This is a genomic window from Acidimicrobiia bacterium, from assembly GCA_036396535.1.
In the GTDB taxonomy this organism is placed as follows: domain Bacteria; phylum Actinomycetota; class Acidimicrobiia; order Spongiisociales; family UBA5794; genus DASWKR01.
In genome coordinates this window covers 1-15,101 of sequence record DASWKR010000017.1, presented here as the reverse complement: position 1 = coordinate 15,101, position 15,101 = coordinate 1, and the positions used below count along the sequence as shown (strand labels likewise).

Annotated in this window: 13 protein-coding genes; 8 read left to right on the top strand and 5 right to left on the bottom strand. The window is 69.2% G+C overall.

The features are described from left to right. The first annotated feature begins 55 nt into the window (after positions 1 to 55). The 4 genes from VGC47_02465 to VGC47_02450 are packed head-to-tail and all read left to right on the top strand — an operon-like array spanning position 56 to position 5,951. Entirely contained in the window at positions 56 to 928 is an 873-nt protein-coding gene (locus VGC47_02465) for a LysR family transcriptional regulator (GenBank protein ID HEX9854154.1), read from the top strand. Positions 929 to 956: 28 nt separating this feature from the next. Then, positions 957 to 2,510: a 4Fe-4S dicluster domain-containing protein gene (locus VGC47_02460; GenBank protein HEX9854153.1), complete on the top strand. Its 1,554-nt coding sequence runs from the start codon at positions 957 to 959 to the stop codon at positions 2,508 to 2,510. After that, positions 2,507 to 5,224, top strand: coding sequence for a molybdopterin-dependent oxidoreductase (locus VGC47_02455; protein HEX9854152.1), 2,718 nt, complete (start codon positions 2,507 to 2,509; stop codon positions 5,222 to 5,224). Before VGC47_02460 ends, VGC47_02455 begins: the two co-directional genes overlap by 4 nt. After that, positions 5,208 to 5,951 carry a hypothetical protein gene (locus VGC47_02450; GenBank protein HEX9854151.1) on the top strand — a complete coding sequence of 248 codons (744 nt, stop codon included), beginning with the start codon at positions 5,208 to 5,210 and terminating at the stop codon, positions 5,949 to 5,951. The genes VGC47_02455 and VGC47_02450 overlap by 17 nt, the downstream gene beginning before the upstream one ends. Positions 5,952 to 5,962: 11 nt before the next feature. Here VGC47_02450 and VGC47_02445 read toward each other — a convergent pair whose 3' ends face one another. The 4 genes from VGC47_02445 to VGC47_02430 form a co-directional block, all read right to left on the bottom strand. Next, a complete protein-coding gene (locus VGC47_02445) occupies positions 5,963 to 7,021 on the bottom strand; it encodes an ABC transporter ATP-binding protein (protein HEX9854150.1) in 1,059 nt (352 codons plus the stop codon). Beyond that, entirely contained in the window at positions 7,018 to 7,794 is a 777-nt protein-coding gene (locus VGC47_02440) for an ABC transporter permease (protein ID HEX9854149.1), read from the bottom strand. The genes VGC47_02445 and VGC47_02440 overlap by 4 nt, the downstream gene beginning before the upstream one ends. Positions 7,795 to 7,943: 149 nt before the next feature. Further along, the gene (locus VGC47_02435) at positions 7,944 to 9,158 is read right to left on the bottom strand and encodes a threonine synthase (GenBank protein HEX9854148.1); all 1,215 of its coding nucleotides are present in this window, start codon (positions 9,156 to 9,158) and stop codon (positions 7,944 to 7,946) included. Between the two features lie 18 nt (positions 9,159 to 9,176). Next, the gene (locus VGC47_02430) at positions 9,177 to 10,457 is read right to left on the bottom strand and encodes an FAD-dependent oxidoreductase (protein ID HEX9854147.1); all 1,281 of its coding nucleotides are present in this window, start codon (positions 10,455 to 10,457) and stop codon (positions 9,177 to 9,179) included. A gap of 89 nt (positions 10,458 to 10,546) precedes the next feature. On the opposite strand from VGC47_02430, the gene VGC47_02425 reads away from it, so the two are divergent. The 4 genes from VGC47_02425 to VGC47_02410 are packed head-to-tail and all read left to right on the top strand — an operon-like array spanning position 10,547 to position 14,081. Then, the gene (locus VGC47_02425; protein ID HEX9854146.1) at positions 10,547 to 11,284 is read left to right on the top strand and encodes a hypothetical protein; all 738 of its coding nucleotides are present in this window, start codon (positions 10,547 to 10,549) and stop codon (positions 11,282 to 11,284) included. Continuing rightward, a complete protein-coding gene (locus VGC47_02420) occupies positions 11,281 to 12,303 on the top strand; it encodes an ABC transporter substrate-binding protein (GenBank protein HEX9854145.1) in 1,023 nt (340 codons plus the stop codon). Before VGC47_02425 ends, VGC47_02420 begins: the two co-directional genes overlap by 4 nt. Positions 12,304 to 12,328: 25 nt before the next feature. Then, positions 12,329 to 13,309 (top strand): iron ABC transporter permease, encoded by a 981-nt coding sequence (locus VGC47_02415; protein HEX9854144.1) that lies wholly within the window; start codon positions 12,329 to 12,331, stop codon positions 13,307 to 13,309. Further along, positions 13,302 to 14,081, top strand: coding sequence for a heme ABC transporter ATP-binding protein (locus tag VGC47_02410; protein HEX9854143.1), 780 nt, complete (start codon positions 13,302 to 13,304; stop codon positions 14,079 to 14,081). The genes VGC47_02415 and VGC47_02410 overlap by 8 nt, the downstream gene beginning before the upstream one ends. Positions 14,082 to 14,084: 3 nt before the next feature. Here VGC47_02410 and VGC47_02405 read toward each other — a convergent pair. After that, the coding region (locus VGC47_02405; GenBank protein ID HEX9854142.1) for a metallophosphoesterase at positions 14,085 to 15,101 on the bottom strand (1,017 nt) is incomplete at its 5' end.

Here is a 15,101-nt window from a genome sequence, read left to right as displayed (position 1 = left end):
TTTGACCTTCAATCGATCAAATCAAATGAATGAAATGATTTGATAGGATATCTGGATGTTTGATCTCGAGGCCGTCCACCTTCGCCAGCTCACGTACATCGATGCCGTCGCCGGTGCGGGAACGTTCGGCGAGGCCGCCGACCTGCTGGGTGTATCGCAACCCGCCCTCTCGCAGGGACTGGCGCGGCTGGAGGACATCGTCGGGGCACCGCTGTTCGAGGCGGACGGCAGGCGGAGACGCCTCACCGAGGTGGGACACGAGGTCGCCCGATACGCCGCCTCCGTCCTCGGCCAGACCCGGGCGCTGGCGGCAGGCGTGCGGGCGCGTCGCGAGGGTCTGGGTGGGACGTTGCGGGTGGGCATGATCGACGCGGCGTTTCTCTACCTGCTCGAGTCCGGGATCGCCCGATTTCGCGACAGCAGGGCGTCCGTCGATCTGCGCATCTCCGTCGACGACTCGGAGAGCCTGACGCGCCAGCTCCTCGGGTTCGATCACGACCTCGTGTACGTGGTGGCGCCGGTGAAGGCAGGGGAGCACGAGGTCGTCGCCGTCGAGGACTTGTACGTCTACGGGCCGCCGCTCCCCGGTTCTTTGGATGGTCTCGAGTGGGTGCTCTACCCGGAGGGCTCCCATACGAGGGGGGCCGTCGACGCCGCCCTCGCCGCGGCGGGGATCGTGCCCACGGTCGTCGGTGAGAGCTCGAATCCACTCGTGCTCAGGCAGTTCGTCCATCTCGGCATGGGGTGGTCGGTCCTCCCCGAGTCGATCGCCGAGTCCGGGCCGACCCCGCTCGAGCGCCGCAGCGACGCCATCGGCGAGAGGGAGATCTGCGCGGTGTGGCGGCCCGGAACCACCGACGACCTGAGGGGCGCCTTTCGCGAGATCGTCGAGGACGGGAACCTCCTCGCCGCGGTGCGACCCGACTAGGTTCGCCACGATCGGGAGGAGACCACGCTTGACCCGGTACGGGTTTGTCATCGACCAGACGACGTGCATCGGGTGCCACGCATGCACGGTCGCCTGCAAGACGGAGCACGGCGTGGCCCTCGGGGTGAACCGGACCTGGGTGAAGTACGTCGAGAAGGGCACCTGGCCCGACACGAAGCGCTTCTTCTCGGTCATGCGGTGCAACCACTGCACGGACGCGCCGTGTGTCGACATATGTCCGACGACGGCCCTGTTCCGGCGACCCGACGGGATCGTCGACTTCGACACCTCAAGGTGCATCGGGTGCAAGAGTTGCCTGCAAGCCTGTCCGTACGACGCCCTCTACATCGACCCCGGAGACCAAACGGCTCAGAAGTGCAACTACTGCGTGCATCGAGTCGAGGTCGGGCTCGAGCCCGCATGCGTCGTCGTATGCCCTGAGCAGGCGATCATCGCAGGCGACCTCGACGACCCTGCGAGCCGCATCGCCGGCATCGTGGCGACCCGGCAGACCTCCCAGCGCTCCGTCGAGCAGGGGACGCGTCCCAACCTGTGGTACCTGGGCGCCGAGGCATCCAACCTCGATCCGCTCGGCGCCGTCGATCCGGGGGACGGAGGACTGTGGCGCGATCCGGAGCCGTCCTACCTCGGCGTCGATCTGTCCCCGGACGCCGCCGCAGCCGGGCCGGGAGTCGTCTACGAGCACGGCGGTCTCGCCCGGGTCGTGTACACGACCGATCACCCGATGCCCTGGGGCTGGCGGGTCTCTTCGTACTTCCTCACCAAGGGCATCGCCGCCGGCCTCGCCATCGCAACTGCCGTCGCCCTGCTGGGCGGGGCAGGCACGTCTTCCTCACTGGCGCGCCACGGCATCCCGGCCGTCGCGGCGGTCTTCCTCGCTGCCACGGGGGCCCTCCTCGTCGCCGATTTGAAACGGCCGGAGCGGTTCGTATACCTCCTCACCAAGGGGCGATGGGGATCGTGGCTCGTGAAGGGAGCGTGGATCCTCGCCGGATACGGGCTGCTCCTCGTCGTGTGGCTGGTTCTCGGTGTCGTCGGATCCGAGGTCGGCGTGGCCGTCGTCGCCTGGTTGGCAGCGGTGATCGGCCTGGCGGTCGCCGGGTACACCGCCTTCCTCTTCGGGCAGGCCGAGGGGCGCGACCTGTGGCAGAGTCCGAGGCTGCTGTGGCACATGGTGGCGGCCGCAGTGGCCGTCGGAGGCGGTGCCGGGCTCGTGGCGACGCTCGGATTCGACGCCGAGGGCTTCGAGGGCCCGTTCGCCCTGTGCCTCGTCGCCGGTTGCGGGGCCGTTGGCGTGGTTGCCCTCACGGACCTGGCGGCCCGGCATCCGACGAGGAACGCCGCCGAGGCGGCGCATCATCTCATGGAGGGGAGGTACGCCTTGGAGTGGTGGCTCGGCTGGATGGTGCTCGGCGCCGCCGTCCCGATCGTGCTCGGGATCGTCACGCTCGCAGGGGGGTCAGCCGTCTACGGTGCGATCGGTGGCGCCGCAGCCGCCGCCGGCGTGTGGTGCGCCGACGACGCCTTCGTGAGGGCCGGCCAGAGCGTTCCGCTGTCGTGAGCACCCGAGACGACATCCCGCGCCTCGTCCCGGGAACGGGGCTCACCAGCTATCCGCCGCCCGAGCTGTGGGACGACTGGGAGGAGTACGACGCGCAAGCCTGGCCGGAACGCAAGAAGAACCGATTCCGGCTCGTGCCGACGACCTGTTTCAACTGCGAGTCTGCCTGCGGGCTCCTGGCCTACGTCGACAAGGAGACGGGCGAGGTTCGCCGATTCGAGGGCAATCCCGCCCACCCGGGGTCGCGGGGCCGCAACTGTGCCAAGGGCCCGGCAACCCTCAACCAGATGTACGACCCCGAGCGGATCCTGCACCCGATGCGCCGCGTCGGCGCCAGGGGAGCCGGCGGCTGGGAAAGGGTGTCGTGGGACGAGGCGCTCGACGACATCGCGTCGAGGATCCGGGCCGCCATCGAGGAGGGACGGCACGACGAGATCATGTACCACGTCGGCCGGCCGGGCGAGGACGGGTTCATGGAGCGCACTCTGAAGGCTTGGGGCGTCGACGGCCACAACTCGCACACGAACATCTGCTCCTCGAGCGCCCGGGTCGGCTACGCGATGTGGATGGGCAGCGATCGCCCGTCCGCCGATTTCGCCAACGCCCGCTTCATCCTCCTGCTGTCCGCCCACCTCGAGACCGGCCACTACTTCAACCCGCACGCCCAACGCATCATGGAGGGAAAGCAGGCGGGAGCGCAGCTCGCCACGATCGACCCGCGGCTGTCGAACACCGCTGCCATGTCCGACTACTGGCTGTCGCCGTGGCCGGGCACCGAGGCGGCGATCTTGCTGGCCATCGCCGGCCGGCTACTCGAGTGGGATGCTGTCGACCACGAGTTCATGCGGCGCTGGGTCGACTGGGAGGGAGCCCTCGAGAGCCTCGCCCCGGAGGGACCGCGCACCTACGAGGCGTTCGTCGGGCTGCTGGCGGAGACATACGCCGCCTACACCCTCGAGTTCGCAGCCGAAGAGGCGGGCGTGCCTGCCTCCCGGATCGAGGCGATCGCCCGCGGTATCGCCGACGCCGGCCCACGGTTCTCTTCGCACACCTGGAGAGCCGCCGGGTCCGGCAACCTCGGGGGCTGGCAGGTGGCTCGCTGCTTGTTCTTCCTCCACGTGCTCACGGGGTCGGTCGGCACGCCGGGGGGAGTCTCGCCAAATACGTGGGACAAGCTGAGCCCGGCCCATTGGAACATGCCCCCGCCGCACTCCAGGTGGAACGAGCTGCTGTGGCCTGCCGAGTATCCGCTCGCCCACCATGAGCTGTCGATGCTCCTCCCGCACTTCCTCGCCGAGGGGCGCGGCCGCCTCGACGTGTACTTCACGAGGGTGTACAACCCGGTCTGGACGAACCCGGACGGGTTCTCGTGGCTCGAGATGCTCACGGACGAGACCAAGGTGGGGCTCCACGTCGCGCTCACCCCCACCTGGTCGGAGACGGCATGGTTCGCCGACTACGTGCTGCCGATGGGGTTCGGATCCGAGCGCCACGACACGCACAGCTATGAGACGCACGCCGGCCAATGGATCGGGTTCCGCCAGCCGGTCTTGCGAGTCGCCGCTGAGCGAGCAGGGAGGCGCATCGAGCGCACCTACGAAGCGAACCCTGGAGAGGTATGGGAGGAGACCGAATTCTGGATCGACCTCTCCTGGAAGATCGACGAGGACGGCGCCCTCGGCATCCGCAAGTGGTTCGAGTCGCCGCGCGATCCGAGCCGACCCGTCTCCGTGGACGAGTACTACGGCTGGATGTTCGAGCACTCCGTCCCCGGGCTCCCGGAACGCGCAGGGTCCGAAGGGCTGACGCCGCTCGGGTTCATGCGCAAGTACGGCGCCTTCGAGGTGTCATCCGACGTGTATCTGGTGAACGAACGGCCCGACGAGTCCGGGGTGAGCGTGGACGGCGTGAGGCGCAAAGGCTTCGGGACACCATCCGGGAAGCTCGAGTGGTACTCGGAAACGATGGCCGCCTGGGGGTGGGACGAGGAGGCGATCCCCACCTACCTGCCAAGCCACGTCGACCGGCGCCACCTCGACCTGGCGGGCAACGAGCGGATCCTGCTGCCCATCTTCCGGCTGCCGACGCTGATCCACACCCGATCGGGCAACGCCAAGTATCTGTACGAGATCTCGCACGGCCACCCGCTCTGGGTCAACCCATACGACGGTGACGAGCTCGGCCTCGAAACGGCCGACCTCGTCCGCATCACGACGGACATCGGCTACTTCGTCATGCGGGTGTGGCGCACGGAGGGGATCCGACCGGGCGTGGTCGCCGCATCGCACCACATGGGACGCTGGCGCCTCGACGAGGAGCGCGGCGGGGAACGGTGGTCGACGGCGCTCGTCGACATCGAGCGCAAGGAGGACGGATGGATGCTCAGGCAGAAGTCGGGGATCGAGCCGTGGAAGTCGGACGACCCGGACACGGAGCGGGTGTGGTGGCGCGACGCCGGGGTCCACCAGAACCTCGCTTTCCCGGTCCATCCAGACCCGGTCTCCGGCATGCACGCCTGGCATCAACGAGTCCGCCTCGGCCCCGCCGCTCCCGAGGACCGCTACGGCGACATCTTCGTGGACACCGCCAGGTCGCGTGACGTCTACCGGGAGTGGCTCGCCATGACCAGACCTGGTCCGGGGCCGGGAGGTATGCGCAGACCCGAGTGGCTGGCGAGACCCGTGAGGCCGACGCCCGATGCCTACCGAGTCTGAGGAGGCGGCGCGGCTCGAGGCCGACCGCTGGATGGCGATCGCCCGCAACCGGGTAGCCGGCCCCCTCGGTGGTCAGGCAGCCGACCCGACCGAGCAGGAGGTGATCCCCGAGGTCGATCCGCTGGCCGATCTGTCGAGACGCGCCCGCCAGTGGTCGTACCTGATCGCCGACGCGGGGCTCGCCGACCTGTGTCGATTCGCGGCGGGCCTCGCCGCGGCCGAGGCGGTCGCCTGGGCGGAGGGGGACGGGCCGACGGCGACCAAGGCTTACTCGGACCGCCGCTTCCTCGCGGCGGACAGGATCGTCCCATGGGCCGTGCCGTGGCTCGATGCCGCCGCCCGGTCGTCGGCCGACCCCCGGATCGATGCGGACAAAGCCGCCCTGCTCGCCATCGGAGATCGGCTGCGTGTCGCCCCGGCCCTCGGAGCTTGGGGGGTCGCCGGCGACGACGGCTATGGGCCCACTGGGCAACCCGGTGATCTGGTGAGCCGGCTCCGCTCGCTGTGGGGAGGGCTGGTGATCCCGGCGAGCGAAGCGGCCGAGCTCGCCGGCGGCTCGGCCGATCCTCATGCCGCCCTGGCAGGGGATGGTCCGCTCGTCGCTCGCCTCTACGAGGACGCCGCCCGACGTTGGGAGGGCCTCGCCGGTCTTCACGCCGGCTCGGCTGGGTGCTGGCTCGACCTTGCCGCCAGGGCGCGCCTCACCGTGAGGGTCGCCAACGGCTGATCGGCCACAACTCAGGCCGGCTGCACTCCGATCTCGGTCGCCTTGATGGCGACCCACACCGCAGACCCGACCGTGAGGCCCATGCGGGTCATCGAGCCCTCAGTGATCTCGGCAGTGAGAGGGTGAGGCGTGCCGAGCTGGACCCGGACCCGGTCTCCGATCGGCTCGATCCACACGATCGACGTCTGCCATGCGTTCCTGGGACTTCCGGAAGGGGGCTCGACGTGCAACGAGATGGCCCTCGGGTGGATCGTCAGCAGAACGCGCCCGCCCACGCCCGTCTCGGCGATCTGCATCGGCGGTCCGGACTCCATCACCACGTCGCCGCGTGTGGCGGTCCCTGCCAGCAGGTTCACCCCGGCCAAGTCGGCGGCGTACGCCGAGCGTGGATGACGGCGCAGGTCGTCGGCCCGTCCCACCTGGACGACGCCTCCTGCTTCGATGATGGCGATCGTGTCTGCGAGCAGGAAGGCATCCGTCGGATCGTGGGTGATCAAGATCCGGGGGCCTGCGAACCCGGCGAGATGGTCGGCGAGCTCTCGCCGCAGTGCGGCCTTGATGGCGACGTCGAGCGCCGCCAATGGCTCGTCGAGGAGGAGGAGCGAGGGTTCGCTCGCCAGCGCCCTGGCGAGTGCGACGCGCTGCGACTCACCGCCGGACAGCCGGCCGGGCTTGCGGTCGGCGAGATCCTCGAGCCTGAGCCGCTGCAGCCACGCCGCCGTTCGCTCCGCCGCGTCCGGTGCCCGGCGGTTCCCGCTGGTGATGGCGAATCCCACGTTTGCGGCAACGGTCAGGTGTGGGAACAGGGCGTAGTCCTGGAAGACGACACCGATGCGGCGACGGTCCGGCGGCACGAACACCCCGAGACCGGGGTCGTCGAGGATGTTCCCTTCGAGCTCGATGTGTCCCTCGTCGATCGCAGCCAAGCCTGCGAGCGCCAGCACGGTGCTCGTCTTCCCGGACCCGTTCGGCCCGAGCAGAGCGAGCGTCTCGCCGGCGGCCACCACGAGAGAGACGTCGAGATCGAACGCCCCCCTCGAGAGCTTGAGCCGCGCATCGAGCCCGCTCACCGTGCCGGCCACCAGCGGTCGCGCAGGACCAGCAGGATCGCCAGCGAGACGGCGACGAGCACCAGGCTGAGGGCGATGGCGGTGTCTCGCTCACTCTCGAGGGCCACGAAGACCGCCAGCGGCATAGTCTGGGTCCTGCCCTGGAGGTTGCCTGCGAAGGTGATCGTCGCTCCGAACTCTCCGAGGGCCCTCGCCCATGCGATGACGACCCCGACCGCCAGCGACGGGCCGAGCAACGGGAGGGTCACGCGGCGGAACACGGTCCACCTCGAGGCGCCGAGGGTCGCGGCGGCCGCCTCGAAACGCGGATCGAGGGACCGCAGCGCTCCTTCGACGGTGAGGACCAGGAAAGGGGTCGCCACGAAGGTCGCCGCGAGTACGGCCCCTCCGATCGAGAATGGGAGGAGGATGCCCGTCGCCTCGAAGAGGGCCTCCCCGAAGAAGCCGCGACGCCCGAAGGCGAACAGTAGGGCGGCGCCGCCGACGACGGGAGGGAGCACCATCGGGAGCACGACGAGCCCGCGGAGCAACGATCTGCCCCGAAACTCGAGACGCGCCAAGACCCAGGCGATGGGAACACCGAGCAGGACGGCGAGCACGGCGGCGGCCGTCGAGGTGATCATCGAGAGTCGCAGCGCATCGAGCACCACCTGTTGGGAGAGTATGGAGCCGAGCCCGCTCCACGGGGTTCTCGCCAGCAGCCCGACGAGGGGAAGGACGAAGAGGGCGGTGCCGATGATCGCCAGGGCGAGCAACGGCCACGGGGCTTTCAGAGGGGGGCGACGTCGCGGCGGCCCCGTCACGGGGCGACCAACCAAGTGGCGGCGACCTGCGGCACGACTCCGGCTGCGACGTCCATCCGGTGCATCTTCGCGGAACGGTCGGCGGCCGTGCGACGCCGCGGCGCCTCTGCGACGCCGCGTCAGGCGGTGAGGGCTTCCCAGTCGACCGGCGGGGTCACGAGAGGCACGTCGGCCCTGATCAACTCGATGTACTTCTGAGCAGCCCCCGTGTTGTAGACGACGACCTTCTCGGACCGCTCGATGTCGCCCCCGGCCACCAGGTCCTCGAGGACGGCGAGGCACGCGCCCGCCTCGGGGCACACGGAGATTCCCTCGAGCTCGGCGGCCCGCCTCGCCCACGCGAGGAGGCGCTCCTCGGTGGCGGCGAGGGCGGCGCCATGCGACTCTCGCACCGCGTCGAGGATCATGAAATCGCCGATCGCAGTCGGGACCCGCAGGCCGCTCGCCGCGGTTCGGGGATCGGGGAAGGGCGTGGCGAACCGCTCTCCGGCCGCCCACGCCGTGGCTATCGGGGCGCATCCTGCCGCCTGGCACGAGATCATCCGCGGTCGATCGGGGGAGTCGAGCCACCCGAGCGAGGCAAGCTCGTCGAACGCCTTCCACATCCCTATGAGGCCGGTGCCGCCGCCCGTCGGGTAGAGGATGACGTCCGGAAGGATCCAATCGAGCTGCTCGGCGAGCTCGAGACCCATCGTCTTCTTGCCCTCGATCCGATATGGCTCCTTGAGGGTCGAGACGTCGAACCAGCCCATGTGATCCGTCCCTTCCCGCACGATGGCGCCGCAGTCGGTGATCAGCCCGTCGACGAGGAACGCTCGGGCGCCGTGGTTGACGGCCTCCGCCTTGTTGACCTCCGGCGTGTCGGCCGGCATGAAGACCCACGCCTCGATGCCGGCTCGGGCCGAATATGCGGCGAGGGCCCCGCCTGCGTTACCGGCTGTGGGGATCGCCAGCCTGGTCGCGCCGAGCTCCTTCGCCCGGCTGACGGCCATGGCGAGGCCGCGGCTCTTGAACGAGCCTGTCGGGAGCTGGGAATCGTCCTTCATCCACAGGTCGTCGAGCCCGAGCGACGCCCCGAGTCGTTCGCACCGAAGCAGCGGCGTCATTCCCTCGCCGAGGGAGACCACGTTCTCGTCACGGTCGACGGGCAGCAACTCTCGATAGCGCCACATCGTCGGCGCCCGGGAGGCGATGTCGTCGCGTGATACCGCGGCACCGACGGCATCGAGGTCGTACCTCACCCACAAGGGCCGGCCGTCGTGCACCGTTTGGAGTCGATTCGGATCGAGGGCGGTCCCGTCGATGGCGGACGCGAGGTGGGTGACGAACGACATGGCGCCGGAGGGTACCCGTCAGGCGAGCGGCGACGGCTCGCCGAGCCGACCGAGCTGGGACACGTCGCGCGGGAACAGCAACGCGAACGTCCAGTCGCCGACGATCCTGCTCTTCCTGGCGAGGCCGGGCATCATCAGCAGGTGGTATGAGCGGCCCATCCACCACGCAAGCGGACCGGTGAACGTCCAGCGCTTCACCTGCGCCGCCCCCTGCCACTTGCCGAGGGTGACGGCGAGCCCACGATTGCGATAGGTGAACGGGACGGCGTCGCCCGCTCCGAAGAAGGCTGCGGCGTTGGCGGCCGCCACCTTCGCCTCCCGAAGCGCATGCTGTGCCGTGTTCGGGCTGATCCCCCCGTCGGGGTCGGGCACGGCGGCGAGGTCGCCGACTGCGAACAGGTCGGGACGGTTGCCCACCCGCATGTGGTCGTCGACGGGAACGAAGCCCCGCTCATCCGTCTCCAAGTCCCACGTCCCGGCGACGGGATTCGGACGCTGCCCGGCAGTCCAGACGATCGTCTCGGAGGGGAACGGCGTCGTGCGGTCGCCGCTCAGCACCACGAGCTTTCCCTCGCACGACTCGAGTCGAGTGTCGAGGTACACCTCGATGCCCCTCCTGCGAAGCACCCGTTCGGTGAACCGGGCGAGCCGCTCGTGGAGCCCGGGGAGGAGCGAGCCCTGTGCCTCGACGAGCACCCACCGCATGTCGGTTCGGGTGAGGCCCGGATAACGCTTCAGGGCGTCGCGGGCGAGCGACTCCAGTTCGGCGATCGCTTCGACGCCGGCGTATCCGCCACCTATGAAGGTGAACGTCAGCAGCTTGCGGCGTTCCTCCACCGTCCTTGCTGCTTCAGCGGCATCGAGCTGGTACAGCACCCTGTTGCGGAGCCAGATGGCGTCGGCAAGGGTCTTGAAGCCGACGGCGTGTTGGCGGAGGCCGGGGATCGGCAGGACGGTGGGGATCGATCCGGGCGAGAGGACCGCCACTCGAAACTCGATCTCGTGGATGCCGCCATTGATGTCCTCGACGGTTGCGCGCCTCGCAGCGACGTCGAGGCCGGAGACCGTGCCGATGAGGAGCTCCGTCTCCGAGAGGAGCTCTCGCAGCGGGATGACCGCATGGCGTGGCTCCAACGTCCCGGAGGCCGCCTCGGGCAGCAACGGCGAGAACAGCATGAAGTTGTCCGGCGCCACGAGCAGGACGCGCTCGCTGCGACCTCCCAATCGCCGCTCGAGCTCGCGGGCGCAGAAGGCGCCTCCGAAGCCGCCTCCGACGATGAGAACGTCGTACCACGCCATCCGATCAGCGTAGGCCGACTCGCACTCCCGACTTGCTGTCGGCTGTCGGATCGGATTGGGTTCCACTCCGGCCCGAATGCGAGAGGTCCGTGAGCACCAACCCCATCGACTACTTGCCGCTCGCCTCGACGGTGGTCGCCGCGAGCTTCACGGTGGTGCTGTGGCGCCACTGGCGGAGCAAGCCGGACGCCCGATACCTGTTGTGGTGGATGATCGGCGTCGCCCTCTACGGGGTCGGTACCTCCACCGAGGCGCTCACGACGCTCTTCGGATGGAACGAGATCGTCTTTCGCGCCTGGTACGTCTCAGGCGCACTGCTCGGTGGGGCGCCTCTCGCCCAAGGCACCGTCTACCTCCTGCTGCCGCGTCGCAAGGCCGACCGCCTCGCCGTCTGGCTCTTCACCTACGTTGCCATGGCGACCTCCCTCGTCGTCGCCTCTCCGATCGTGCGGGAAGCGGTCGAGGAGCATCACCTGAGCGGCGACGTCCTCGGGTGGCAGTGGGTGCGGCTCCTCTCGCCGGTGATCAACCTGTATGCGGTGACGTTCCTCGTGGGAGGAGCGATCTGGTCCGCTTGGAGATACCGCAGCCAGCCCGGGGCGCGGTGGCGCGTCTGGGGGAACGCCGTCATCGCGACGGGCGCGATCTTGCCGGGGATCGGCGGCGGATTCGCGCGGTTCGGCATGGTGCGGGTGCTCTACGTGACGGAGCTCGTCGGGCTCTCGTTGATCTGGGCCGGCTACAGGCTGATCGTCGGCGACCGGGGCGAATCGGTCCATCGAGCACAGAGAGAGACGACGGGGATGACACCGGAGATGATCACATGAGAAGAGCGAGACTCCTGCCCGCACTTGCGGCGCTCGTCGTTGTCGCCGCGGCGTGTGGCGGCGACACGGCTTCGACAACGACGGAAGGCACGACGACGTCTGTCGCCACGACGACGCCTGTCGCCACAGCGACAGGGGCGCCGTCCACGACGGTCGTCGAGACAACGGTGGCGGCCCGCACGTTCACAGGCATCGACGGTGTCGAGACCGCCGTCGACGACACTTCACGCATCGTCTCGCTCAACGGCGACATCACCGAGGTGATCTACGAGCTCGGCTTGGGTGAGAGCGTGGTCGCCGTCGACGTGACGACGACCTATCCCGAAGAGGCAGCCGCGCTGATCGATCGGGGGGACACCGTTGGACTGAGCATGCAACTCGCCCCTGAGGCGGTGCTCCGATTCGACCCGACTCTCGTGATCGGCGACCAGCAGGTCGCCCCGCAGGAGGTGATCGACCAGCTGCGCGACGCCGGGGTGCCCGTCGTCATCATCGAGACCCAGGTGACGCTCGACGGTGCCGCCACCAAGATCGGCCAGATCGCCGAGATCCTCGGTGTGCCGGATGAAGGGGCGGAGCTCGCCGGCCGCGTGGCGGCCGAGGTCGAGGCGGCTCGGGCGCTCATCCCGGAGGAGGCGGAGTCGCCCTCCGTTGCATACGTGTACGTGAGGGGCCCGGAGACGATCTTCCTGTTCGGTGCCGGCACACAGACCCAAGCCATGATCGAGGGGGCGGGCGCGGTCGACGCGGGGGCCGGATCCGGAGTGGGCGGGTTGGCGCCGCTGACGCCGGAAGCCTTGATCGCGGCAGCCCCCGACGTGATCGTCCTGCCCGAGCTGGGACTCCAGGCTCTCGGTGGGCTCGACGCTCTGCTGGCGATACCAGGTGTCTCGGACACGCCGGCCGCCGCCAACGAGGAGTTCCTCGTCTACGACGAGGCGTATTTCTTCAACCTCGGCCCACGCGTCGGTCAGGCGCTCGCAGAGTTCATCGGCGACCTCTACAGCCTCACGGGCTGACGTGCAGCAGGGCAGGCGAGGGTGGGTGACGGGTGTGCTCGCCGCCCTGTTCGGCGCGGCCGCGATCGCGACGTTGACGACGGGCGCAGTTGCCGTGCCACCGCTGGAGGCGCTCGCCGTGGTTGCGCGCAAGGCCGGTCTCGGCGCACTCGGTGAGCCGGGCCGCCAGGCGGAAGCCGTCGTGTGGGGGATCAGGATGCCGAGGCTGCTGACCGCATGCACGGTCGGAGCAGGGCTGGCGGCGACCGGCGCCGTCCTCCAAGGCATGTTGCGCAACGAGATGGCAGACCCCCAGCTGCTCGGCATAGGGCCGGGGGCAGGGATCGGGGCAGTGATCGGGTCGGCGGCAGGGGGGGTCCAGGGCGCCATCGCCGGGGGGATCGTCTCAGGTGTGGTGACCGGCTTCGTCGTGCGCCGGCTCGGCAGTCGGGTGACGATCGACAGGACGAGGCTGATCCTCTCCGGGGTCGCCCTCGGGGCGGCGCTGAGCGCCTGGGTTGGCTTCTTGGTATTCGCCGCAGACCGCAGCAGGGTCCCGCCCATCGAGTTCTGGCTCCTCGGGAGCCTGTCCGGCTCGACGTGGCGATCGTTCGGGACGGCAGCCGTCATGATCGGGGCAGGCGCCCTCGTGCTCCTCGGCACTTCACGATCGCTCGACCTCATGTCGCTCGGGCACTCCGAGGCGCGTCACCTCGGCGTGGACACCGACCTCGTCGCCACGATCGTGCTGATCGCGGTGGGAATCGTCGTCGGCGCCACCGTCGGGGCCGTCGGCGTCGTGGCCTTCGTCGGGCTCCTGGTTCCGTACTGGATCCGCCGGCTCGTAGGCCCTGCGCATCGGAGGCTCATGGGCGTGTCGGCCCTCGGAGGAGCCGTCCTGCTCGTACTGTCCGACCTGGTGGCCCGGCTGACGCTCGAGCCCGTCGAGATCCCTGTCGGCCTCGTGACGTCGGCGCTCGGCGGCCCGCTCTTTCTCTGGCTGATCTCGAGGACCCGAGATGTCTGAGCCGCTCCTCGAAGCAGCCGGCGTCACGTACCGGATCGGAGCCGGCACCCTCGTCGACGGGGTCGACCTCTCCGGGGAGGCGGGCGAGGTCGTGGCGATCATCGGACCGAACGGTGCTGGAAAGTCGACTCTGCTCCGCCTGTTGGCCGGCGACATGCGGGCGACTGCCGGGAGCGTGCACCTGGCCGGCGCACCGGTCGACAGCTTGTCCGTGGCCGAGTTGGCGGTGGTGCGGTCATTCCTGGCGGACCGGGAGCCCGACGCCATCGCCTTCCGCGCCGGGGCCGTCGTCGAGATGGGCAGGTACCCGCACCGACGCCGGCCGGAGAACAGCGGAGAGGCCGACGCCACAGCCGTGCGTGAGGCGATGCTCCGCACCGACACTCTCGATCTGGCGGATCGGGTGTTCGCCACGCTCTCGCGGGGTGAGAGGGCCAGGGTGGCTTTGGCGAGAGTCATCGCGCAGCAAGCCCCCGTCGTGATGCTCGACGAGCCGACCGGCGCCCTCGACATGGCAGGCCAGGAGCGGATGCTGACCGAGGCGCGGCGGCTCGCCTCCGAGGGGAGGCTCGTCGTGGCAGTCATGCACGATCTCAACGCGGCGGCGTACTACTCGGACAGGCTCCTCCTCCTGTCGAACGGACGGTCCGTGGCCACGGGCACCCCCTCACAGGTGCTCGATTCCGAGACGCTCCGGGCCGTGTACGGCCAGTCGATGCGCGTCATCGACCATCCGTACCGCCATTGCCCGCTCGTCCTCGTGGGAGAGTGAGCGTCAGCCGACGGCGCACGACGCCGCGCCCACCGCCAAGGCGTCGACGACTCCCTCGCTGATGGAGTGGAAGGTAAAAGCCAGCCGTCCCTCGCACACCTCGACGAGCATCGTTCCGAAGTCGTCGTCGTAGACGAAGCGGCTTTCCGGGATCGGCGGACTCGCGGCGTGGAGGTCGGCGCCGCCGACGCCGTTGATGAAGTACGGGATCCCGTCGACCGCCAGCCGCTCGTAGATGTGCTCGTGGCCGGCGAGCACCGCATCGGCTCCCCACGCCGCGAACGGCCACTGCATGGTGGTGTCCGAGCCGTGGTGCTCACCAGACGAGTACGGGGCGTGGTGGAAGAGGACGATCTGCCACGGAGCCGTCGACGCCGCCAACCCCGCCTGCAGCCAATCCGCCTGATCGGACGTCGAATTGTTGCCGTCGGGCTCCTGGCTGTTGCTGTTGACCACGAAGAACTGCACCGGCCCCATCGTGAAGTCGTAGTAGCGCTCGTTGCCGGACGTGCCGCTCGTGACCACTCCCGTGCCGGGCAGGGTGAAGTAGGCCTCGTAGGCCGGCAAGCCCCCGCCGTCCGAGTAGTCGTGGTTGCCCAGGGAAGGGAAGAATCGATTCGTCGGGGACCCGGGTCCGAAAGAGCCCTGGTAGTCGCCGATGTAGGCGGAGTAGTACCGGCCGATCACGTTGTCGAGATCGCTGCTCGAGGTGTAGTTGTTGTCGCCGACCGTCACCACGAAATCAGGGTCGAGCTGGGCCACGGTCGAAGCGACCGTCGCCGTGCTCGCCCGGACCTGCCCGAAGTCGCCGATCACCGCGAACGTCACCGTGCCGACCGGCGGTGGCGGAGGAGGCGGTTCGGTGTCTGTGCTGTATTTGACGTGGAGGAGGGGTGCGCCGCTCTGGGAGCCGTTGTAGGACTCGGCGACGCGCCGCCCTGTGCCGGTGATCGTGAACCCGAGGTCGTTGTTCGGTGCCCACCCCGGACGGTTGACGACTTCCTGGACGAGCGAAGACAG

Bases quoted from the DNA above. Each gene is read 5' to 3' on its own strand.
- VGC47_02430 (HEX9854147.1), bottom strand. From the start codon at position 10,457: ATGGCGTGGTACGACGTTCTCATCGTCGGAGGCGGCTTCGGAGGCGCC.
- VGC47_02410 (HEX9854143.1), top strand. From the start codon at position 13,302: ATGTCTGAGCCGCTCCTCGAAGCAGCCGGCGTCACGTACCGGATCGGA.
- VGC47_02420 (HEX9854145.1), top strand. From the start codon at position 11,281: ATGAGAAGAGCGAGACTCCTGCCCGCACTTGCGGCGCTCGTCGTTGTC.
- VGC47_02450 (HEX9854151.1), top strand. From the start codon at position 5,208: ATGCCTACCGAGTCTGAGGAGGCGGCGCGGCTCGAGGCCGACCGCTGG.
- VGC47_02435 (HEX9854148.1), bottom strand. From the start codon at position 9,158: ATGTCGTTCGTCACCCACCTCGCGTCCGCCATCGACGGGACCGCCCTC.
- VGC47_02465 (HEX9854154.1), top strand. From the start codon at position 56: ATGTTTGATCTCGAGGCCGTCCACCTTCGCCAGCTCACGTACATCGAT.